This window comes from Flavimobilis rhizosphaerae (assembly GCF_014852685.1).
In the GTDB taxonomy this organism is placed as follows: Bacteria; Actinomycetota; Actinomycetes; order Actinomycetales; family Cellulomonadaceae; genus Flavimobilis; species Flavimobilis rhizosphaerae.
In genome coordinates this window covers 151,903-172,838 of sequence record NZ_JACZDF010000008.1, presented here as the reverse complement: position 1 = coordinate 172,838, position 20,936 = coordinate 151,903, and the positions used below count along the sequence as shown (strand labels likewise).

Annotated in this window: 23 protein-coding genes and 1 riboswitch; of the genes, 5 read left to right on the top strand and 18 right to left on the bottom strand. The window is 72.4% G+C overall.

Going from position 1 to position 20,936, the window contains the following annotated elements:
* Nucleotides 1-681: 681 nt before the first annotated feature.
* From IGS67_RS13180 to IGS67_RS13170, 3 genes are read left to right on the top strand one after another with little or no spacing between them, the layout of a single operon-like run.
* Nucleotides 682-1,167, top strand: coding sequence for a DUF2975 domain-containing protein (locus tag IGS67_RS13180; RefSeq protein WP_192281997.1), 486 nt, complete (start codon nucleotides 682-684; stop codon nucleotides 1,165-1,167).
* Nucleotides 1,167-1,382, top strand: a complete 216-nt coding sequence (locus IGS67_RS13175; RefSeq protein WP_192281994.1) for a helix-turn-helix domain-containing protein — start codon at nucleotides 1,167-1,169, stop codon at nucleotides 1,380-1,382. Before IGS67_RS13180 ends, IGS67_RS13175 begins: the two co-directional genes overlap by 1 nt.
* A gap of 52 nt (nucleotides 1,383-1,434) precedes the next feature.
* The gene (locus tag IGS67_RS13170; protein ID WP_328742761.1) at nucleotides 1,435-2,676 is read left to right on the top strand and encodes a phospholipase D-like domain-containing protein; all 1,242 of its coding nucleotides are present in this window, start codon (nucleotides 1,435-1,437) and stop codon (nucleotides 2,674-2,676) included.
* An 82-nt stretch (nucleotides 2,677-2,758) separates the two neighbouring features.
* On the opposite strand, the gene IGS67_RS13165 is transcribed toward IGS67_RS13170, so the two are convergent.
* The 7 genes from IGS67_RS13165 to IGS67_RS14225 all read right to left on the bottom strand — a co-directional run bounded on the left by IGS67_RS13165 (nucleotide 2,759) and on the right by IGS67_RS14225 (nucleotide 7,100).
* Nucleotides 2,759-2,911, bottom strand: coding sequence for a hypothetical protein (locus tag IGS67_RS13165; protein WP_192281991.1), 153 nt, complete (start codon nucleotides 2,909-2,911; stop codon nucleotides 2,759-2,761).
* Between the two features lie 4 nt (nucleotides 2,912-2,915).
* On the bottom strand, nucleotides 2,916-3,500 hold the full coding sequence (locus tag IGS67_RS13160) for a MerR family transcriptional regulator (RefSeq protein ID WP_328742759.1): 585 nt from the start codon (nucleotides 3,498-3,500) through the stop codon (nucleotides 2,916-2,918).
* Nucleotides 3,501-3,677: 177 nt separating this feature from the next.
* Entirely contained in the window at nucleotides 3,678-4,454 is a 777-nt protein-coding gene (gene ftsR, locus IGS67_RS13155; RefSeq protein WP_192281988.1) for a transcriptional regulator FtsR, read from the bottom strand.
* Nucleotides 4,451-4,921, bottom strand: a complete 471-nt coding sequence (locus IGS67_RS13150) for an FHA domain-containing protein (RefSeq protein ID WP_192281985.1) — start codon at nucleotides 4,919-4,921, stop codon at nucleotides 4,451-4,453. The genes ftsR and IGS67_RS13150 overlap by 4 nt, the downstream gene beginning before the upstream one ends.
* 91 nt (nucleotides 4,922-5,012) lie before the next feature.
* Entirely contained in the window at nucleotides 5,013-5,858 is an 846-nt protein-coding gene (locus IGS67_RS14455) for a DUF881 domain-containing protein (protein ID WP_192281982.1), read from the bottom strand.
* A 2-nt stretch (nucleotides 5,859-5,860) separates the two neighbouring features.
* Nucleotides 5,861-6,193 carry a small basic family protein gene (locus tag IGS67_RS13140; RefSeq protein WP_102508668.1) on the bottom strand — a complete coding sequence of 111 codons (333 nt, stop codon included), beginning with the start codon at nucleotides 6,191-6,193 and terminating at the stop codon, nucleotides 5,861-5,863.
* 16 nt (nucleotides 6,194-6,209) lie between these two features.
* The gene (locus tag IGS67_RS14225) at nucleotides 6,210-7,100 is read right to left on the bottom strand and encodes a DUF881 domain-containing protein (RefSeq protein ID WP_192281979.1); all 891 of its coding nucleotides are present in this window, start codon (nucleotides 7,098-7,100) and stop codon (nucleotides 6,210-6,212) included.
* Between the two features lie 83 nt (nucleotides 7,101-7,183).
* Between IGS67_RS14225 and IGS67_RS13130 the strand changes: the two genes are divergently transcribed.
* Nucleotides 7,184-7,774, top strand: coding sequence for a DUF4126 domain-containing protein (locus IGS67_RS13130; RefSeq protein WP_192281976.1), 591 nt, complete (start codon nucleotides 7,184-7,186; stop codon nucleotides 7,772-7,774).
* 219 nt (nucleotides 7,775-7,993) lie between these two features.
* A complete protein-coding gene (locus IGS67_RS13125) occupies nucleotides 7,994-9,874 on the top strand; it encodes a DEAD/DEAH box helicase (protein WP_192281973.1) in 1,881 nt (626 codons plus the stop codon).
* Nucleotides 9,875-9,963: 89 nt separating this feature from the next.
* On the opposite strand, the gene IGS67_RS13120 is transcribed toward IGS67_RS13125, so the two are convergent.
* From IGS67_RS13120 to IGS67_RS13070, 11 genes are all read right to left on the bottom strand, one after another.
* Entirely contained in the window at nucleotides 9,964-10,428 is a 465-nt protein-coding gene (locus tag IGS67_RS13120; protein ID WP_192281970.1) for a PH domain-containing protein, read from the bottom strand.
* A gap of 5 nt (nucleotides 10,429-10,433) precedes the next feature.
* Complete coding sequence (hisG, locus tag IGS67_RS13115; RefSeq protein WP_192281968.1) at nucleotides 10,434-11,282, bottom strand: ATP phosphoribosyltransferase; 849 nt, start codon at nucleotides 11,280-11,282, stop codon at nucleotides 10,434-10,436.
* Between the two features lie 85 nt (nucleotides 11,283-11,367).
* Nucleotides 11,368-11,631, bottom strand: coding sequence for a phosphoribosyl-ATP diphosphatase (locus tag IGS67_RS13110; protein ID WP_192281964.1), 264 nt, complete (start codon nucleotides 11,629-11,631; stop codon nucleotides 11,368-11,370).
* A 110-nt stretch (nucleotides 11,632-11,741) separates the two neighbouring features.
* Complete coding sequence (ribH, locus tag IGS67_RS13105; RefSeq protein ID WP_192281961.1) at nucleotides 11,742-12,209, bottom strand: 6,7-dimethyl-8-ribityllumazine synthase; 468 nt, start codon at nucleotides 12,207-12,209, stop codon at nucleotides 11,742-11,744.
* Entirely contained in the window at nucleotides 12,206-13,498 is a 1,293-nt protein-coding gene (ribA, locus tag IGS67_RS13100) for a GTP cyclohydrolase II (RefSeq protein WP_192281958.1), read from the bottom strand. The genes ribH and ribA overlap by 4 nt, the downstream gene beginning before the upstream one ends.
* Complete coding sequence (locus IGS67_RS13095) at nucleotides 13,495-14,094, bottom strand: riboflavin synthase (RefSeq protein ID WP_192281955.1); 600 nt, start codon at nucleotides 14,092-14,094, stop codon at nucleotides 13,495-13,497. Before IGS67_RS13095 ends, ribA begins: the two co-directional genes overlap by 4 nt.
* Complete coding sequence (ribD, locus tag IGS67_RS13090) at nucleotides 14,094-15,230, bottom strand: bifunctional diaminohydroxyphosphoribosylaminopyrimidine deaminase/5-amino-6-(5-phosphoribosylamino)uracil reductase RibD (RefSeq protein ID WP_192281952.1); 1,137 nt, start codon at nucleotides 15,228-15,230, stop codon at nucleotides 14,094-14,096. The genes IGS67_RS13095 and ribD overlap by 1 nt, the downstream gene beginning before the upstream one ends.
* Nucleotides 15,231-15,331: 101 nt before the next feature.
* Nucleotides 15,332-15,473: riboswitch (FMN riboswitch) on the bottom strand.
* Nucleotides 15,474-15,544: 71 nt separating this feature from the next.
* On the bottom strand, nucleotides 15,545-16,210 hold the full coding sequence (gene rpe / locus IGS67_RS13085; RefSeq protein ID WP_192281949.1) for a ribulose-phosphate 3-epimerase: 666 nt from the start codon (nucleotides 16,208-16,210) through the stop codon (nucleotides 15,545-15,547).
* 28 nt (nucleotides 16,211-16,238) lie between these two features.
* The gene (locus IGS67_RS13080; protein WP_192281946.1) at nucleotides 16,239-17,759 is read right to left on the bottom strand and encodes an RsmB/NOP family class I SAM-dependent RNA methyltransferase; all 1,521 of its coding nucleotides are present in this window, start codon (nucleotides 17,757-17,759) and stop codon (nucleotides 16,239-16,241) included.
* The gene (gene fmt, locus IGS67_RS13075) at nucleotides 17,756-18,706 is read right to left on the bottom strand and encodes a methionyl-tRNA formyltransferase (protein WP_192281944.1); all 951 of its coding nucleotides are present in this window, start codon (nucleotides 18,704-18,706) and stop codon (nucleotides 17,756-17,758) included. Before fmt ends, IGS67_RS13080 begins: the two co-directional genes overlap by 4 nt.
* Before the next feature lie 72 nt (nucleotides 18,707-18,778).
* Complete coding sequence (locus IGS67_RS13070) at nucleotides 18,779-20,920, bottom strand: YhgE/Pip domain-containing protein (protein ID WP_192281941.1); 2,142 nt, start codon at nucleotides 20,918-20,920, stop codon at nucleotides 18,779-18,781.
* Nucleotides 20,921-20,936: the final 16 nt, after the last annotated feature.

Genomic DNA, 20,936 nt, shown 5'->3' with positions numbered 1-20,936 from the left:
GGCATTGGACAATAGCAATGGCCACCTGGGCCGTGGTAGCGAGGATCGCAGAGAAGAAGAGGAATCGGTAGAAGACATGAACTTCCCTCAGGAATGAGCGGGCGAGTGGGCAGAACAAAGGACCGCGCGACGTTCCAGCGCGGTCCTGTTACTCGCCACTTACAGGCTGGCCCGAGCCCTGAAGAACATGTCCCAACCTTCCTGGATGGATCGACCAGGAGCGTGGACAACCGTCCCCGCTCAGTGCTGAGTCTAGGCCAGCGCCAGCGCAGACCCTCAGTCGCATCCCCACATGCCGCCGAGCACGCGTCCTCGATTCCCTCCCCCGCGTCGCTCTGAAGGCCGGAACTGACTGCCCCAGCCCTTCGCGGGGGAACATGCCCGAGCCGGATGCGCAGTGGTGCCGGTGCCGCGCTGCGTTCTCCGACAGATAAAGCAGCACGGTCCCGCTGCGCGCCCCTGGCCGAGCAGATCGGCGCACGCGCCATGGTGCCCGCGATCGGCGTTGCTGCCAAGGCCGTGACCACGCTCGCGATGTCAGGCCCCTCGGCTGAACCACAGCCTGACTCAGCTCGTATACGCCCAACCTTGATACGCAGGGTTACCAGTAGCGCCAAGCGCTGACCTCGCGACCTCTCCCTCACCTTGACACACAGGCTCCCATCTATCGATCATCGATAGATGAACCACGCGACCATCCTCATGCTGCGCACGATGCTCGGCGTCCTCATGCTCGGCACGCTCGGGGCGCAGCTGCTCACTCCGGTCGTCGCGAACGAGATCGCCACCGCAACACCCGAGGTCAGCCACCTCGTCGTCCCGTACTCCATCGCCGGCATCCTCGGCATCGCCTGCGCCCAGGTGGTCCTCGTCGTCATGTGGCGCATGCTCGGTCTCGTCGCCGACGACACGATCTTCTCGTCGCACGCCTCGCACGCACTCCGGCTCGTCGACGTCGTCGTCGGCGCCTTCGCTGCCGGGACGCTCCTCACCGGCGTCGTCGCGACGACGATGCTCGTCGTCCCGAACGCAGCCTCGCCCGCCGAACTTCTCGCGACCCTCGGTGTCGGCGCGGTCGGCGTCGCGCTCGTCCTCCTCATGATCGTCATGCGAGGACTCCTCGCCGCGGCGGCGCGCGACCGCGCCGAGCTCGCCGAGGTCGTCTGATGGCGATCGTCGTCGACATCGACGCACTCATCCAGTCGCGCGGTCTCACCGTCGGAGCCCTCGCCGACGCCGTCGGGATCACGCCCGCCAACCTGGCAGTGCTCAAGAACGGTCGTGCGAAGGCGGTCCGGTTCACGACGCTCGACGCGCTCTGCAGGGTGCTGGAGTGCCAGCCGGGCGACATCCTTCGACGCGTTCCCGACTCCCCCGACTGACCTGCGACGAATCGGGCTGCCCAACTCGTCGAACGGCGGATACAGTGACGGCGTGCCACTGACTGAGAACGTCCGACGAGCTCTCGTGCGCGGCGCTGCCGTCACGGTCGCCACCCCGTTCGCGCTCGCCGGTGCGCTCGTCGTCGCGGAGGCGATCAAGACGTACCGTCACGGGCGCAAACCCGCCCAGTTTCCCCACCTGCCCCCGCTCGACGCAGAGATCGGCGCGTCCCGCTCGACCGTGTTCACGTACGGCGAGGACCTCTATGCGGCGATGCTCGAGGCGATCCGTGGTGCTCGGACGACGGTGCTCCTCGAGTCGTACATCTGGAAGAGCGACGAGCTGGGCGAGCAGTTCAAGCAGGCGCTCATCGACGCCGCCGCTCGCGGCGTCGACGTCTACGTCATCTACGACGCCTTCGCGAACATGGTGGTCCCACGCGCCTTCTACGACCTTCCCGCACCTATCCACGTGCTGCGCTACCCGTTCGTCCATGCGAAGACGTTCACGTTCAACATCCGCCACCTGGGCCGTGACCACCGCAAGATCCTCGTCGTCGACGACGAGATCGGGTTCGTCGGCGGCTTCAACATCGGCTCCCTCTACGCGACTGAGTGGCGCGACACGCACCTGCGGCTCGTCGGACCAGCCGTGTGGGACCTCCGCAACGCGTTCGTCGACTTCTGGAACGGCAAGCGCAAGGCCCACCACCCGATCCTCCCCGACCCGGGCTCTGACGTCTGGGACCCGCACATCCGCCCTGCGCGGAACGTCCCGTCCCACATGCTGTTTCCCATCCGCGGCATCTACCTCCAGGCGATCGACCGTGCACGGCGCAACATCTTCATCACGCAGGCCTACTTCATCCCGGACGAGGAAATGCTCGACGGCCTCCTCGCCGCGGCGCGACGCGGGGTCGACGTCCGGATCATCGTGCCGGCCGCCTCGAACCACGTGCTCACCGACTGGCTCTCCCGCGGGTTCTACACGACGCTCCTCGCCGGGGGCGTGACGATCTGGATGTTCGAGAACGCCATGGTCCACGCGAAGACCGCGACGATCGACGGCGAGTGGACGACGATCGGCACCGCGAACATCGACCGGCTCAGCCTCACCGGCAACTACGAGATCAACCTCGAGGTGTACGACCGTGACGTCGCAGCCCAGATGGAGCGGGTGTTCGCGACGGACCTCACCAACTGTCGGCAGCTGACACTCGACGAGTGGTCCGTGCGGCCGTGGTACTCGCGGCTCGGCGAGCGCATCCTCGCGCCGCTGCGCCCTCTTCTCTAGCGCCGCTCCCCCACGTTCTGCTCCCAGCACGCGCCGGGAACGACGAAGGCCCCGCCATGGCGGGGCCTTCGTCGTCGATCGTTCAGCCGTAGTCGCGGGTCGCGTCCGCGATCTCCTCTTCGGGGCGCGGCGGGACCGTCTCGTCGTCCTCGAGGAGCGGCACCTCGTCGAACTCGGGATGCTGCGCGCGCAGGAGCGCTGCCACCTCGTGAGGATCGTGCGCGGCGCTGCTCATGGCATCAGCCGACGTTCCGTGCCCGACGACGCGCCGCAAGCTCGTCGACCGGGGCCGTGGCCTGCTCCTCGTCGGAGAGGCGCTCCGTCGGGAGCTCGGCGAGGGTTCCCTCGACCTCGCGCCACACGCGGCCGACAGCGATGCCGAAGACACCCTGTCCGCCCTGCACGAGGTCGATGACCTCGTCGGCGCTCGTGCACTCGTAGACCGACGCGCCGTCGCTCATGAGCGTGATCTGCGCGAGGTCCTCGACGCCACGCTCGCGGAGGGTGCCGACGGCGGTGCGGATCTGCTGGAGCGAGACTCCTGTGTCGAGCAACCGCTTGACGACCTTGAGGACGAGGATGTCGCGAAAGCTGTAGAGCCGGTGCGTGCCCGAGCCGGTCGCCGGGCGGACCGTGGGTTCGACGAGACCGGTGCGAGCCCAGTAGTCGAGCTGGCGGTAGGTGATGCCGGCTGCTCGGCAGGCGGTGGGGCCGCGGAAACCCGTCGCGGGGTCGGCCTCGGCGAGGTCCTCGCCGAAGAGGAGGCCCTGCGACGCGACGACCGCGCGGGCTGGTCCGTCGTTCGTCTCTCCGGTGACGCTCACTGTGCCTCCTGATGGCGGGGTCCGGTTCCCCTCGCGGGCGCCGGGCTCGATGTCTACCGCTACGCTACGGTCCCCCCATGGCAGCGTCAACGACATCGGGTCCGACACGCTGTCGGCGTGTCGCACGTCGAACCCTGACCCTCAACTTCAACTTGAGGGTGGGGCGCTCCGGGCGTGTCAGCGCAGGTCGAGCCGGGCGACCGACTGGCGCAGCATCGCCGCGTGCAGCTGCGTGAACGACTCCCCCAGCTCAACCGCAGCAGCCTCGGCGCGCGCCTTCGCATTTCGCCCGACCTTCGCCCGTGAGGGTGCCACGACCTGTTCGACGAGCCCGATCTCGCGGTCCACCGCCGTCCGCAGCGCACGCAGGTGCCGCGGCTCGACGCCGTGCTCGGCGAGGACGGACGCGTGCAGCACGACCTGACGTGCCCACGCGTCGAATCCCCCGCGCTCGTCGAGCCGCACGATGCCGGCCTCGACGAGCGCGACGACGAACGTCTCCTCGACACCGAGGTCCGCCGCGAGGGACGACGCAGTCTCGCGGTCCGCCGCCCGCAGCGGCGCGTACGGGACCCCGTCCTGAACCGCCTGGGGACCCGTCGGCACCTCGGCGAGCCCCGCATCGAGCTCGGCGAGCTGCTCCTTGATGACACGAAGCGGCAGGTAAGCGTCACGCTGCTGCGCGAGCGCATATCGCAGTCGCTCGACGTGCGCCTGCGAGTACTGGCGGTAGCCCGCCGGAGTCCGCACCGGCTCGACGAGCCCCTGTTCCTCGAGGAAGCGCAGCTTGGAGTGGGTGAGTGCAGGGAACTCCGGCTTGAGCGCCGCGAGAACGTCTGAGATCCGCATCGTGGCCGTCGTCGGGACCCCGGCCGGCCACGACCGCACGAGATCGAGGCGGGGTGCCTCGACGGCACCTTCGTCCGTGACCTGCGGCAGCTGCCGCGGCGTCACGCAGGAGCCCCGGGCTGCTGGCGGCTCGGGAAGTAGACCATGCGGAACTTGCCGATCTGCACCTCGTCACCCGTGCGCAGCGGTGCGACGTCCACCCGCTGACGATTGACGTACGTGCCGTTGAGCGAGCCCGAGTCACGTACGGCGAAGCTCCCGCCGTGACGGACGAACGCCGCATGCTTGCGCGACACGGTGACGTCGTCGAGGAAGATGTCCGAACGCTCGGAACGCCCGACGAGCACCTGGTCGGCGTCGAGGAGGAACTGCGATCCGGCACCCGGACCCCGAAGCGTCACGAGGAGCGCGCTTCCCGCAGGGAGCGCGGCGATCGCAGCCTCGTCCTGGGCCCCGGGACGTTCGACGGGCTCTCCGCTCGACGGCTCGGGCGCGATCGCGCCGAAGACCATCGTCTGGTCCACTCCCCGCAGGGGGTCGTCCCCCGGAATCGGGTCGCCTGCGTGCGTCATGGGCCCTCCTCGCTGCGTCGGTCACGCCGGGGCGACCGGCGTCACACCATTCTAGGTGACCACCGGCGTGACGTCGCACGTCCGACGCTGCTCAGCTCGCCGGATCGACGGGCACAGGAACGGCCCAGCGCGTCGCGGGCGCCTCGTGGATCGCCGTCACCTTGACCTCGTCCCGGGCGACGACCTCGCCCGTCGCACCGGCGTTGCGCACCTGGGCCATCGCCCCGCCTGGGATCTCGAGCGCCGGCATGATCGTCTCGGCCGAGCCGATGACCTCCCAGACGACGGGCGCCGTGAGCACCGTCCCGTCGAGCGCGACGCCCTGTGCTGTGTCGACGAACGACGAGCTCGCGACGATCCGCACGTCGTCGACCTGGACGACTTCCGCGCCGGCGTTCCGCAGCTCCTCAAGGATCGCCCGGTACACCGTCGCGCGCAGCGGCTCCGTGCCCTCCGAGATCCGGATCGTCACCCCGGGGCCGACCGCCGGGAGGCGGCCCGAAAGAATGCCCTGCACGGCAGCGCGCTCGCGCGCGACGGTGAGAAGTGCCTTCTGGTCGGCGTTGCCGGACTCGAGTTCGTCGAGCTGCTCACGCAACGACTCGGCCTGACGCGCGAGCTCGTTGCCCCGCCGCGTCGTGTCGTCGAGGATCCTCACGAGCTCGTTCTGGCGCAGTCCCGTGAGGGGCTTTTCCCGCGTCGACGAGACCTGGACGACGATTGCGAAACCCAGCAGGCCGCACAGCAGCGCCACGACGGCCTGGGTGCGCGTCGCACGGGGCGACGCCGCGCGGGCGAGCGTCCGCCAGGCGCTGCGTCCCGAGGCCGTGGGACGGGCGTGCTCGGCGACGTGCGTGCCTTCGCCTCCTGACGCACCGCGGGGCTCCTCGCCGCGGGGCTCCTCGTCCGCGACCGCGGGAACGTCGTCGTCCGCCACGGTCACGCCTTGAAGAGGTGGCGGCGGATGGCCGCAGCGTTCGAGAAGATGCGGATGCCGAGGACGACGACGACGCCCGTCGAGAGCTGCGTCCCGACGCCCAGCTGGTCACCGATGAAGACGATGAGCGCGGCGACGACGACGTTCGAGAGGAACGAGACGAGGAAGACCTTGTCGTCGAAGATGCCGTCGAGCAGGGCCCTCAGGCCGCCGAAGAGCGCGTCGAGCGCAGCGACGACCGCGATCGGGAGGTACGGCTGCAGCACGACCGGGACGTCGGGTTGGAAGTACAGACCGAGCAGAGCGCCGGCGAGCAGGCCGAGCACGGGGATCACGGGCGACCTCCTGAGTTCATGGTGTCGGAAGACCGGCGGGACGGTTCTGCGACGCGCCCGAGCCTAGCGCCTCGACGGGGCGTGCGAGCAACGTCTCGGCGGCCCGGCCCGCCGGCAGGGCGAGCGCCTTCTCGCGGCGCACGTCCGACGTGATCGCGTAGCGAGAGCCGAGCACTGTGAGGTGCTGCTGCCCGACCGAGCGGGCGAAGAACGCCGGCAGCGTTGACGGGTCGCCGATCGCCTCGATCGTGTAAGGGCTGCTGAGCCCCACAAGATCGACGAGGATCGCCTCCCCCGCGCTGCGGATCGCGCTCGTCGCGGTGAGCCGGTGCCCGTTGACGGCGATCGCCTGCGCCCCGGCGCTCCACAGGGAGTTGACGACGACCTGGAGGTCGTAGTCGAGGACGCGCTTCGACGCGCTGTCCGTCTCACCGAGCAGCGGCACCGCGTCACGCATGGTGACGACGAGCCCGGGCCCGGTCACGGCGACCGTCCCCGCAGCCGCGCCGTCGCGCTGCGTGCCGTCGAGCAGGACCGGGTACGCGTCGCCAAGGCCAGCGTTCTGGAGCGCGTCGATGCGGGCGTCGAGCTCGAGGATCGCCTCCGCCGCGGCGTCGGCCTCCTCGGAACGCTGGACGATCTCGTCGTGGAGGACAGAACGGGCCGTGAGGACCGAGTCGCGCGGCTGGAGCGCGACCGCCGCCGCAGCCGTGCCCGCGCCGAGGAGCACCGCGACGATCGTGAGGACGAGCGTCCGACGCGGGCCGCGGGTCGAGGTCCCGTCGCGACGTCGCGCCGCCTCGTCGGCGTACCCGGGGTCGAGCGGACGTCGCATGACCTCGTCGAGCAGCACCATGGAGGCGTCGGGCCGGGTCGGCCGCGTACGCGTCTCAGATCCAGCCTTCACGGGTCGTGCCTCCTGCGTCCGGTGCGCCTGTCATCCTAGGCTGCGCAGGTGCGCATCGCACCCGACCGCCGAGGAGGCCCACGATGATCGAGCTGCTCACCGGGACGAGCCTCGCCTCGGCCGCCGGCCTCAACGCGTACGTGCCGCTCCTCGTCCTCGGTCTCGCCGACCGCTTCACGACGTTCGTCGAGCTGCCCGCGGCCTGGTCCTGGCTCTCGGGCTGGCCTGCGCTCGCGATCCTCGGGGTGCTGCTCGTCGTCGAGGTCGTGGCCGACAAGGTCCCGGTCGTCGACTCCGTCAACGACGTCCTCCAGACGGTCGTGAGGCCCGCCTCGGGCGGTCTCGTCGTCGGTGCGGGAACCGCGGGTGAGCAGGTGGTCGACAGCGGCACGTGGAGCGGCACGAGCTGGTGGGCCGTCGCCCTGGGGGTCGGGGTCGCGCTCGCCGTCCACCTCCTCAAGTCGGCGGTCCGGCCCGTGCTCAACGCGGCGACGCTCGGTGTCGCCGCGCCTGTCGTCTCGACCGTCGAGGACGCGTCGTCCATCGTCCTGTCGATCCTCGCGATCGTCGTCCCTGTACTCGCGGCCGTCGGCGCCGTCACGGTCGTCGTCATGCTCGTCCGCATGCTGCGACGACGACGCCGCAGCGTCGTCGTGCCCGGCTCCGCAGGCTGAGCGAGCCTGTGGCCGACCTCACCGGTCCGCCTCCTCACGCAGCCGGGGCCGGACACGCTAAGGTGGAAGTTCAGCTTGGAGCGTGTCGCGCGTCCCGCGTGTGAGTCAGGTGGTCACCTCACGGTGGCCGTGTGGGTTGTTTCGGGAGTAGCGACCGCGGTGGACCCGACGTCCGCCGCACCGGCTCCGCACCCCGAACAGAAGATCGGTCCCTCTCGAATGTTGACGTCCGAGCAGGGCACGCTTCCGCGCGCCCTCGACGCCCAGCCCACCCGTTCCTTCGACGGCCTCGGCCTCCCCGACGCCCTCATGGCCGCAGTCGCCGACCTCGGCTTCCAGACACCGTCCGCCATCCAGGTCGAAGCGATCCCCGCACTCCTCGCCGGCCGTGACATCACCGGCATCGCCCAGACCGGCACGGGCAAGACCGCCGCGTTCGGCCTTCCGATGCTCGCCGCCGTCGACGCGTCGCTCCGCGCGACGCAGGCCCTCGTCCTCACCCCGACGCGCGAGCTCGCCATGCAGGTCGCCGACGCGATCCAGTCGTTCGCGACGCACCTGTCGGGCCTCGAGGTCCTCGCCGTCTACGGCGGCTCGCCCTACATCCCGCAGCAGCGTGCCCTCCAGCGTGGTGCGCAGGTCGTCGTCGGCACCCCCGGCCGCGTCATCGACCACATGGAGCGCGGCGCGCTCGCCATGGACGGCATCCGCTTCCTCGTCCTCGACGAGGCCGACGAGATGCTCCGCATGGGTTTTGCCGAAGACGTCGACACCGTTTTCCGGCGCGCCCCCGAGAAGCGTCAGGTCGCCCTCTTCTCCGCGACGATGCCGCCCCAGATCCGCCGCGTCGCCGCCGAGCACCTCACGGACCCCGTCGAGATCGCGGTCGCCCGGCAGGCGTCGACCGTCACCTCGGTCGTCCAGGAGTACGCGGTCGTCCCGTTCCGCCACAAGGTCGGAGCGCTCAGCCGGGTCCTCGCGACGTCCGACGCCGACGCGGCGATCGTCTTCTGCCGCACTCGCGGTGCCGCCGAGGAAGTCGGTTCCGAGCTCATCGCCAAGGGCATCTCCGCCGCGACGATCTCCGGTGACGTCGCCCAGAAGGAGCGCGAGAAGATCGTCGAGCGCCTCCGTGGCGGTCAGCTCGACGTCCTCGTCGCGACCGACGTCGCGGCACGCGGCCTCGATGTCGACCGCATCGGTCTCGTCGTGAACTTCGATATTCCGGGCGAGCCCGAGGCCTACGTCCACCGCATCGGCCGCACGGGCCGTGCGGGGCGTACGGGCCGTGCGCTGTCGTTCGTGACGCCCAACGAGCGCGGCCGCCTGCGCGGCATCGAGCGCACGACGCGGACGCCGCTCACGCTCGTCGAGATCCCGACCCCTGCCGACGTCTCGGCACACCGCGCGCGCTCCGTGCTCGCACAGGTGCCTGCGCGGATCGAGTCGGGCCGCCTCGACCTCTACCGCTCGCTGCTCTCGTCCTACGCGGCCGAGTCCGGCACGGACCCGCTCGAGGTCGCTGCGGCGCTCGTCGCGCTCCACGTCGGTGACGACGGCCCGCGCGCCTACGCGGAGCAGGTCGCAGCCGAGGCTGAGCGTGACGAGGCCCGACGGCTCGAGCAGCGCGCCAAGGAGCGTGCCTCCGAGCGTGACCAGCGTGGAGACCGACGCTTCGACGACCGTCGCTACGAGGACCGCCGCCACGACGGGCGTGTCGCCCGTCGCGAGCACGGCGCCGCCGGCACGCGCTACCGCCTGGCGGTCGGCCGCAACCACGGCATCCAGCCGCGCGGCATCGTCGGCGCCCTCACGAACGAGGGCGGCCTCTCCGGCTCCGACCTCGGCAAGATCGACATCTTCGGCAGCTTCTCGCTCGTCGAGATCAGCGCGTCGCTCGACGACCAGGCGATCGAGCGCATCTCGCGTGCGAAGGTCGGCGGCAAGTCGCTGCGCATGACGCTCGACGAGGGCGCTCCCCCGGCACGCGGCGGTCGCGACGAGCGTCCCGCCTACGGTCGGCGGGACGAGCGTGGCCCCCGCCGCGACGACCGTCACCGCTCGGCCGACGCCCCGCGCACGACGCGCTGGACGCGCTGACGCACGACGCGCCCACGCACGATCGAGCTCTGGCGCTGAGCAGGGGTCCACGGACCTCGGCTCAGCGCCATAGCCGTCTCACAAGGGGATCAGCGTGGAGGCTCCTGGGCCTCGCCGTAGCGCTCGACGAGCGTTGCGAGGCGACGTGCTTCGGACCGGCCGAACGCCCCGTCGGAGGACTGCACCGCCATGACCGCGAGCGTCGTGCCGTCCGTGAGGTCGAGCGTCACCCACGGCTGCCCCTGCGCGAACCGCACCGCCTCGACCTGCGCCCACTCGAGCGCGCGTGTCCGTACGAGGTTCCGCACGACGATCCCCTCGGGGCTCACGACCGCGAGGACGCCCGCGTGGCGTCGCAGCAGCCAGACGGCAAACCCGGCGACAAGGCACAGCGCGACCGTGTTGAGTGGGTCGTAACCGACGCCCGGGTGCCCAGGGGACGCGAGGAGCACGAAGGCTGCGCCCGCGACGATCGTCACGGCGAGCGTCTGCCCGACGACGCGCGCTCCCCGGGGCCGGAACGGTCCGAAGAGGTGCGCGTCTCCAGGGCTCATGGCTGCTACAGCCGGCTCGCGTGGATCGACGTGACGATGATCGCGCGCGCTCCGACCTCGTAGAGGTCGTCCATCACACGGTTCGTCTGCTTGCGCGGGACCATGGCGCGGACGGCCGCCCAGTCACGGTCGTGGAGCGGCGACACCGTCGGTGACTCGAGGCCGGGCGTGATCGCGACCGCTGCGTCGACCTTGTCGACCGGCACGTCGTAATCCATGAGCACGTACTCGTGGGCGGTGAGCACGCCCTGGAGGCGACGCGTGAGCGTTGCGAGCCCCTCGGGGTCCTCCCGGTCCGCACACTTGATGAGCACGGCCTCCGAGCGGAGGATCGGCTCGCCGAAGACCTCGAGCCCGGCCGCGCGCAGCGTCGTGCCCGTCTCGACGACGTCCGCGATGACGTCCGCGACACCGAGGCGCACCGACGACTCGACCGCGCCGTCGAGGTGGACGACACGGTCCGCCGCGATGCCGCGGTCCGCGAGGTAGTTCTCGACGAGGAGGTTGTACGACGTCGCGACGCGCAGGCCAGCGATCTGCGGAATCTCGGTGACCGTGCCGGACGGCGCCGCGAACCGGAACGTCGAGCGGGCGAAGCCGAGCGGCAGGTGCTCGACCGCGTGCGCGCCCGAGTCGAGCAGCAGGTCGCGCCCGGTGATGCCGGCGTCGACCGTGCCCGAGCCGACGTACACGGCGACGTCGCGCGGACGCAGGAAGAAGAACTCCACGTCGTTGTCCGGGTCGGCGAGGACGAGCTCACGGGCGTCACGGCGCTGGCGGTAGCCGGCCTCCCGGAGCATGTCGGCGGCGGGCTCGGACAGGGATCCCTTGTTGGGGACGGCGATACGGAACACGGGTGGTCCTTCGGGTCGGCCCGCACCGGAAGGTCCGGCGCGGACGAGAGATCGGGGAGGAGCGGCGGGCGTGGCCCAGAGTCGCTCAGAGGTAGGAGTAGACGTCCTCGAGGGTCAGGCCCTTGGCGACCATGAGCACCTGGAGGTGGTAGAGCAGCTGGGAGATCTCCTCGGAGAGCTCCGCGTCGCTCTGGTACTCGGCGGCCATCCACACCTCGGCCGCCTCCTCGACGATCTTCTTGCCGATGGCATGCACGCCCGCGTCGAGCTCCTTGACGGTGCCTGACCCGTCAGGACGTTCCACGGCCTTGCGGCCCAGCTCGGCGAACAGCGTGTCGAAGGTCTTCACAGGGATCGAGCCTAGCGCGCGCACGACGTCGGCCGGTGACCGTCCCGAAGGACGGTCACCGGCCGACGCCGTGCGCGCAGGTGGGACGCACGACGTCCCACCCCGTGGGATCAGAGCGCCCGGAGGGCGACGACCGTCGCGACCGCTGCCTCGACGGCCTCGGCGCCCTTGTCCTCGCTCGAGCCCGGCAGGCCCGCGCGAGCGCGCGCCTGCTCGACCGTGTCGACGGTGAGGACACCGAACCCGACAGGGACGCCCGTGCGCACCGCGACGTCCGTGAGGCCCGCGGTGACGCCCTGGCACACGTACTCGAAGTGCGGCGTGCCGCCGCGCACGACGACGCCGAGCGCGACGACGAGGTCGAAGCCGGCCTGCGCCGCGCGCGAAGCGACGACCGGCAGCTCCATCGAGCCCGGCACGCGGATCTCGGTGACGTCGGTGACGCCCGTGCGCTCGAACGCGCGGCGTGCGCCCGCGACGAGACCGTCCATGATCTCGGTGTGCCAGCTCGCGGCGACGAGCACCGCGCGCAGGCCGGTGCCGTCCGTGACGACCTGGGGTGCGCCTTCTCCGCTCATCGCGGGTCCTCCTCGGTGGTGATGGTGGTGCTCGCGGGAGCCACGACCGTGTCGAGGACATGCCCCATCGCGAGCTTCTTCGTCAGCAGGTAAGCCTGGTTGTGGGGGGTGTGGCCGACCTCGATCCGCCGCGTGCCTGCGACGTCGACGCCGTTGGCCGTGAGGCCCGTGACCTTCGCCGGGTTGTTGGTGAGCAGCTCGACGTGGTCGACGCCGAGATCCTTGAGGATCGCGGCCGCGGCCCCGTACTCGCGCCGGTCCGCGGGCCAGCCCAGCTCGAGGTTCGCCTCGACCGTGTCGAGACCCTGGTCCTGGAGCTCGTAAGCCGAGATCTTCGCGACGAGGCCGATGCCCCGCCCCTCGTGGCCTCGCATGTAGACGACGGCGCCACCCTCACGGGCGACGGCCGCCATCGCGGCGTGGAGCTGAGGCCCGCAGTCGCAGCGGGATGACCCGAAGGCGTCGCCCGTCAGACATTCCGAGTGGACGCGCACGACGGGACGCTCCCCCGGCTCGGCTGGAGCGGACGACGGGACGAGCGCGACGTGCTCCGCCCCCGTGCGCAGGTCGCGGTAGCCGTGGATGCGGAAAGCGCCGTGTGCGGTCGGCAGGTCGGCGACGCCGGTGCGCTCGACGCGCTTGGCATCGGCGAGGCGTCCCGGCGTCTCGGGGGTCACGGGGTCGTGCTCCCGCCGCCACGCCTGGAGGTCCGCGATCGTGAGGACGACGAGCCCCTCCTTCTCGGCGAGCTCCATGACGGCCGGCAGACGCATCATCGTGCCGTCGTCGTGGACGAGCTCTGCGATCGCGCCGACCTCGCCCGCGCCTGCGAGCCGGACGAGGTCGACCGCGGCCTCCGTGTGGCCGCCGCGGTGCAGGACGCCGCCCGCGACCGCCCGCAGGGGCAGGACGTGTCCGGGACGGATGAGGTCGATCGGGCCCGAGACCGGGTCGGCGAGGACGTGGAGCGTCCGCGTGCGGTCCGCGGCCGAGATCCCCGTCGTCACACCCGTCGCCGCGTCGACCGTCACCGTGTACGCGGTGCGCCGCGGGTCCTGCGACTGCGGCACCATGAGCGGCAGCTCGAGCGCGTCTGCGCGCGGACCCGGCATGGGCGCACACAGGTAGCCCGAGGAGTGCCGGATCGTCCACGCGACCCATTCGTCGGTCGCGGTCGACGCCGCGAGAATGACGTCGGCCTCGTTCTCACGGTCCGGGTTGTCGGCAACGAGCACGGGACGCCCCTGCCGGATCTGCTCGAGGGCTTCCTCGACGGTCGCGAGCCTCATGCCCTCGCCCCCAGCAGCCGCTCGACATACTTCGCGACGACGTCGACCTCGAGGTTGATCGCGTCGCCCGGCGCGAGCGCACCGAGCGTCGTCGCGGCGAGCGTCGTCGGGATGAGCGAGACGCCGAAGGTCTCGTCGTCGACGTACGTCACCGTGAGGGAGACACCGCTCACCGTGATCGACCCCTTGTGGACGACGTACCGCAGGACGTCGGCGGGAGCCTCGACGACGAGGTCGTCCCACCGCTCCCCCGGCGTGCGCGACAGCAGCCGCCCGACGCCGTCGACGTGCCCCTGGACGATGTGCCCGTCGAGGCGGCCGCCGACGAGAGCAGCACGCTCGAGGTTGACCGGGTCGCCCGGCCGCAGCGCGCCCAGCTGTGTGAGCCGCAGTGTCTCGGGCATGACGTCGGCCCCGAACGTGCCGGCCTCCGCGTCGAGCGTCGTCACGGTGAGGCACACGCCGTTGACGGCGATCGAGTCGCCGTGCGCCGCGGTCGACGTGACGAGCGGCCCGCGGATCGTCAGGCGTGCGTCGGTCCCGAGGTCCTCGGACGCGACGACCGCGCCGAGCTCCTCGACGATGCCGGTGAACATCAGTGCTCCTTCGTGAGGGGGGTGGCGTGAGCGTCCGAGGACGCACGCCGGGGACGGGACACGACGAGGACGTCAGGCCCCAGGACCTCGACCGACGTCGGCTCGAGGCGCAACGCCTGCGAGATCGACGTGAGGCCGAGGTCGGCGACGGCCGGACGGCCGGCGCCGAGGAGGACGGGGGCGACGTAGGCGTGGACCTCGTCGACGAGCCCCGCGCGGAGGAACTGGGCCGCGACCCGGGGCCCGCCCTCGACGAGGACGTGCCGGACCTCGAGCGCCGCGAGCTCGGCGAGCGCCTCGTGGACGTCGTGCGTGCGCAGATGGACGAGACGACCGCCCGGCGTCGTCCGCAACCGTGCCTCGCGCGGGATCTCGGTGCGTCCGAGAACCACGCGCAGCGGCTGGTGCACCCCCCGCGTGCTGCCGTCGGGACGCGCGTCCGCGGCGCGCGCCGTGAGCGCAGGGTCGTCCGCGAGGACGGTGCCCGTGCCGACGAGGATCGCGTCGACCTCGGCCCGTCGCTCGTGCGCGTGGTGGCGTGCGGTCTCGGACGTCACCCAGCGGCTCGTGCCGTCGGCCGCCGCGACGCGACCGTCGAGCGTCGTCGCCATCTTCAGCGTGACGAACGGGCGGCCCGTCGTCACCGAGTGCAACCAGGCCCGCACGAGCTCGTGAGCGGGGCCGTCGTCCACCTCGGTCGGGCCCACGACCGTGACGCCCGCCGCAGCGAGATGCGCGGCACCGCCAGCCGCGACCGTGCTCGGGTCCGGCACCGCGAACGTCACCTCGGCGACGCCCGCCGCGAGCAGCGCCTCGCTGCACGGACCGGTGCGCCCCTGGTGGTCGCACGGCTCGAGGCTCACGAACACCGAGGCGCCCGTGACGTCGACGCCCGCGTCGGCGGCCTGCGTGAGAGCTGCGGCCTCCGCGTGCGGCGTGCCCGCGCCACGATGGATGCCCGTCGCGAGCACGCGGCGCGGGTCGGACCCCTCGCCCGGAGCGAGCACGACGCAACCGACACGAGGGTTGGGGCCGTACGCAGGACCGTCGGCAGCGATCTCAATCGCGTGCGCGAGGGCCTCGGCGGGAGTGAGGTACTCAGGGGTCCGATCGGTCCCCGTGGGGGCGTCGTGCATGGTCGCTCCAGGACGGTCGGCCCCGGGGCGACGGACGGACGTCCGCGACGACGCCGCACGTCACGTCACCCGAGAGGTGACACGCATGCCCGCGTCGTCGTCACGTACGCCTCCCATCCGGACTTTGACCGTCGGTTCCGGAGTTCCACCGGATCGGCCGAGCGCCAGCCACCGGCGGTGGCGACGACCCGGTTCGCGGACTATGACCGCCGGCTCGGAATTTCACCGACCCCGGAGCACGTGCTCACCCTCAACAATGCCACATGCGCCGCGTTCATTCCCGCACGTCGGCACCAAGTCCGCCCGTTGGACGGTCAGTGGCCACAGGCGGCAGCACCGAGCGCGCGCAGCGCCGCGATCTCCCCCGCGATGTCGTCCGCACCGTAGACGGCCGAACCAGCGACGAAGACGTCCGCCCCGGCCTCCGCCGCACGCTCGATCGTCGAGCGCGACACACCGCCGTCGATCTGTAGCCGCACCTCGAGGCCCGAGGCGTCGATCGCCGCGCGAGCACGCGCGATCTTGCCGAGCGTCGCGTCGATGAAGGACTGGCCGCCGAAGCCGGGCTCGACCGTCATGACGAGGATCATGTCGAGCTCGGGAAGAAGGTCGACGAACGGCTCGATCGGCGTCGCTGGACGCAGCGCGAGCGCCGCACGCGCCCCGAGCCGACGGAGCTCGCGCGCGAGCCGCACGGGCGCCGCCGCAGCCTCCGCGTGGAACGTCACGGAGGCCGCGCCCGCCTCCGCGTACGCGGGGGCCCACCGGTCCGGGTCCGCGATCATGAGGTGCGCGTCCACCGGCACGGGGCATACCTCGACGATCCGCTCGACGATCGGCAGGCCGAGCGTGAGGTTCGGCACGAAGTGGTTGTCCATGACGTCGACGTGCGCGGCGTCCGCGGTCGAGATCGCCTCGAGGTCGCGCTGGAGGTTCGTGAAGTCGGCCGAGAGGATGCTGGGGTGGATGGCGATGCCCATGGCCGCCACCCTACCGGCGCCCCCGCGCTTAGCGGGTGCGTCGCAGGAGCGTGAGGTGCATGGCGTCGGTCCCGTGGACGTGCGGCCACAGCTGCACGTCGGTCCCCGGGACGAGCTCAGGCTCCTTGAGCGCGACCGACCGCAACGCGCTCGCCGCGTCCGCGCGCTCGACGTCCGAGCGCCCCGCCAGGACGTCATCGACGACGAGTCGGGTCTCGGCGAGGTGCGGCGAGCACGTCACGTAGGCGACGAGCCCGCCGGGCCGCGTCGCGTCGAGCGCCGCGCCGAGCAGCTCGCGCTGCAGCCGGGCGAGCGCGGGCACGTCCGACGGTTCCCGCCGCCACCGGGACTCGGGCCTCCTGCGCAGAGCGCCCAGACCCGTGCACGGCGCATCGACCATGACGCGGTCGAACCCGCCCTCGGTGCGCTCGAGGATCGTGCGACCGTCACCGACGACGACACCCTCGACCGCGTCCGCGGGAACCGCACGCAACGCCTGCTCGACGAGCCGCGCGCGGTGCGGCTGCGCTTCGTTCGCGAGAAGCCGGGCTCCGCGCTCCCCCGCGAGCGACGCCAGAAGTCCCGCCTTGCCGCCAGGGCCCGCGCACAGGTCGAGCCAGCGCTCGTCCCGACCGTCGAGCGGCGCCGCGGCGAGGGCGAGCGCGACGAGCTGCGAGCCTTCGTCCTGGACCGCAGCCGCGCCTGCGCGCACCGCCGGGATCGACGCAGGGTCACCACCCTGGAGGATGGCCGCGGTCGGCGCGTACCGCGCCGGGACGATACGTGCCTCACGGTCGCCGAGCTCGTCGGCGACCTCCTCGCTGAGCCCCGTGACGTCGAGCAGCCCGGGACGCGCGACGAGCGTCACCCGTGCTGCCGCGTTGTTGGCCTCGAGCAGCGCCTCGATCTCCGTCGCGTCACGACCGTGCGCGGTGAGCGCCTCACGCAGCGCCCGGACGACCCACGCCGGGTGGGACCCGAGGACCGCGAGGCGCGAGTCGTCGTCCGGGGCCTCGGACGCAAGGATCTCCTCCCACTCCTGCGAGCTCCGCTCGGAGACGCGCCGCAGGACGGCGTTGACGAACCGCGACGGCCCCGTGCCCGCGTGCACGCGTGCAAGCCCGACCGTCTCGGAGACCGCCGCGTGCGTCGCGACCCGCATGCCGAGAAGCTGGTGCGCACCGAGGCGCAGCAGATCACGGACGACGGGGTCGACGTCGGTGAGTGCGCGGTCCGTGCAGCGCGTGAGGATCGCGTCGTACCGGCCCTGGAGGCGGAGCGTCCCGTACGCGAGCTCGGTCGCGAAGGCAGCGTCACGACCGTCGAGGCGTGCCCGGCGCAGCGCAGGCGGGAGGACGAGGTTGGCGTACGCGTCCGCGTCCGCGACCTCGCGCAGCACCTCGAGCGCAACCTCGCGCGCGGCGTCCGACCCCTTGCGTCGAGCCGACGGCGCGAGCGTTGACCGCTCGTCGTAGCGGCGCACAGCGCCGCGCTCGCGGCCCTTCGCATCGCGGCGTGGACCCCGCCTCTCACCGTCGCGGGCGCTCATGCGGCACCGAGCCGCGTGCCGTGGCCGAGCGGTTCGCCGTCCGCGCCACGCGCGCCACGCGCCCAGTCTGCCGCGGGCATGAGCTTCTTGCCGACGGGCTGCACGTCGCCGAGACGGACGGCGTGCGTCGCGGTACCGACGTGGACGTCACGACGCCCGACGCGCAGCTCGCCCGGGGCGAGGTCAGTGACGTCGGCGGCGAGGGTCACCGGGCCGAGGCCGAGCCGGGCACCGTCGGGGAGCGTCGTCCAGGCGCCCGGCGCCGGGGTGCAGCCACGGATGCGACGGTCGACCGCGAGGGCGGGGACGGTCCAGTCGACGCGGGCGTCAGCCACCTCGATCTTCGGGGCGTGCGAGATGCCGTCGGCCGGCTGCGGCTCGGGGACGAGCCGACCTTCGGCGAGCGCGTCCATCGTCGCGACGAGCAGCGGCGCGCCCGCCTGCGCGAGGCGACCGAGCAGATCGCCCGCCGTGTCGCGTGCGCGCACGGTCTCCGTGAGCGTCCCGAGCACGGGTCCGGTGTCGACCCCGTCGCCGATGACGAACGTCGTCGCGCCCGTCACCTCGTCGCCCGCCATGATCGCGTGCTGCACAGGGGCCGCGCCGCGCCACGCGGGCAGGATCGAGAAGTGGAGGTTGATCCAGCCGAGCGGCGGGATCGCGAGCGCGTCAGGACGCAGGATCTCGCCGTACGCGACGACCGCAGCGGCGTCTGGCGCGAGCTCGCGCAGCCGTATGAGCGTCTCCGCGTCCCGGGGCCTGCCCGTGATGACCTCGAGGCCGAGCTCCTCCGCGCGCACCCGGACGGGGCTCGGCGTGAGCCGCTTGCCGCGGCCCGCCGGCGCGTCGGCCCGGGTGAGCACCGCGACGATCTCGTGCGGGGAGGCGACGAGCGCCTCGAGGGAAGGGACCGCGACCTCGGGGGTCCCGGCGAAGAGGATGCGCATAGGAACCCATCCTAGGCGTGGACGAGCCCCCGACGACCGCGTCGTCGGGGGCTCGTCCGTGCTGCGGAGGACTCAGCCCTCCTGGCGACGGCGGCTGCCGACGCCTGCGGCCGCCGCGGCGATCGCGAGAGCGGCGAGCACGCCGCCGCCCGCGGCGAGCTGCTTCGTCGGGCTGCCTTCGACCTGCGTGCGCAGGTCGAGCGTGCCGTTCGCCACCTGTCCGGTGCCGTCGGCGAGCGTCGTCGCGCCGTCGGCGAGCTGGGAAGCACCGTCGGAGAGGTCGCCCGCGCCGGTCGCGAGCTGCCCCGCGCCGTCCGCGAGGTCGCCCGCGCCGGTCGAGAGCTCGCCCGCGCCGTCCGCGAGCTTGTGGGCCCCGGAGTCGGCCTCGGTGAGCCCGTCACGCAGCTCAACGGAGCCCGCCGCAAGAAGGCTCGTGCCCTCGGCGAGCGCACCCGCTCCCGCAGCGAGGTCGCGAGAGCCCGTCGAGAGGCGCGCGGCACCGTCCGCGAGGTCGCCTGTGCCCGCGCTGAGGGTGCTGGCACCCGTCGCGAGAGACGTCGACCCGGCGAGGAGCTTCTTCGTGCCCGACGCGAGGTCCTTTGTCCCCGTGCTCAGCGTGCTCGCTCCCGTCGCAAGGGTGCCGGCGCCGGTCGCGAGCGAGCGTGTCCCGGTCGCGAGGGCCGTCGTCCCGGCGGCAAGCGTCGTCGAGCCGTCGGCGAGAGCCCCGGCTCCGGTCGCGAGCGTCTTCGTGCCCACGGCGAGCGTGGACGCACCCGTGCTGAGCTCTCCCGCACCTGCGGCGAGCGTGGACGCACCCGTCGCGAGAGCGTCGGCACCGGCGGTGGCCCGCGCAGCGCCCGTGACGAGGCTGCCCGTGCCCGTGGCGAGTGCTGCGCTGCCGGCCTGGAGCCGTGCGCCGCCCGCGACGAGGGGCTCGAGCGCCTGGTCGTCGAACGCGGCGGCGCCGGCAGCGAGCCGCGAGGCCGCGGCGTGGGCCGCGGTGAGGCGGGCCTCGAAGCCGATCTCGGGTGCCGCGATCTGCTGGGCTGCGCCGTGCGCGTTCGTGCGGATGCTCGTCGCGCCCTGCGCCAGCTGGTCGATCGTGCCGAGCATGCGGCGCTGCGTGGTCTCGTCGAGCGCCGTGTCGGTCGCGACGAGCTGTCGGAGTCCCGCGAGACCAGCCTCGAGGTCACCGGCGCCCGTCGAGATCGAGCTGAAGCCATCGGCCAGGTCCCCCGCGGCCCCGGGCGCGGCAGCGAGAGCCGAGGCGAGCTGCTGCGTGCCCGCCTCGATGCCTGGCTGTGCCGTGTCGATGCTCGTGAACGCCGCGCGTGCGGTGGCCAGCTTCGTCGCGAGCTCGGTGGCGCCGTCGCGCACGCCGGTGGCGCCTGCGTCGGCGGCACCGATACCGACGGCCAACTCGTGGACGCCTGTGCGGAGCGCGGCGGCGCCGTCGTTGAGAGTGCCGGCCCCGGTGGCGAGAGCGTCCGCGCCGTCCCGGACCTTGTCGGCCCCCTCGGAGGCGGACCGCGCGCCGGTGCTGAGAGCGCCCGCGCCTGCTGCGAGATCGTTCGCGCCCTTGTCGACCTGCGAGGCTCCCGTGCTCGCGGCCGTGGCGCCGTCGCGCAGCGTCACCGCGCCTGCAGCGAGGCTCGTCGCACCGGCGCGGAGCTTGCCGGCGCCTGCGTGTGCGCTGCTCGTACCGTCGCGGAGGTCGCCCGCACCTGTCGCGAGGGCGGAGGCGCCGGCGTCGAGCTTGGTCGTCCCGGCGGCGAGGGTCTGCGCCCCGTCGCGGAGGGAGACGGCACCGGTCGCGAGCTGCCCGGCGCCGGTGTGGGCGTCGCCGAGCCCGGCGGCGAGCGTCGTCGCGCCCGCGCCGAGCTTCGTCGTGCCCTCGGCGAGGGCCGTGGCTCCGGTCGAGAGCGCCCCGGCCCCGTCGGCGACCTTGGTCGCACCGTCGGAGAGCTGTCCGGCTCCGTCGGAGACCTGAGCCGCGCCCTGGGCTGCGGAGCCGGCGCCCGTCGCGAGCTGGGCGGCTCCGTCGTCGACCTTGCCCGAGCCCTCGGCGAGGCGACGGGAGCCGTCGTGGACGCGGCTCGAGAAGATGAGGAGGAAGGCGATGAGAACGATCGCCGTGATCAGCAGCAGGGTGTGGCCGACGACGTGCGCCGCCGTGGACCGCGAGGCCCTCACCCCGTTCGAGGTCAAGCTCATCCGAACTCCTTCGTCA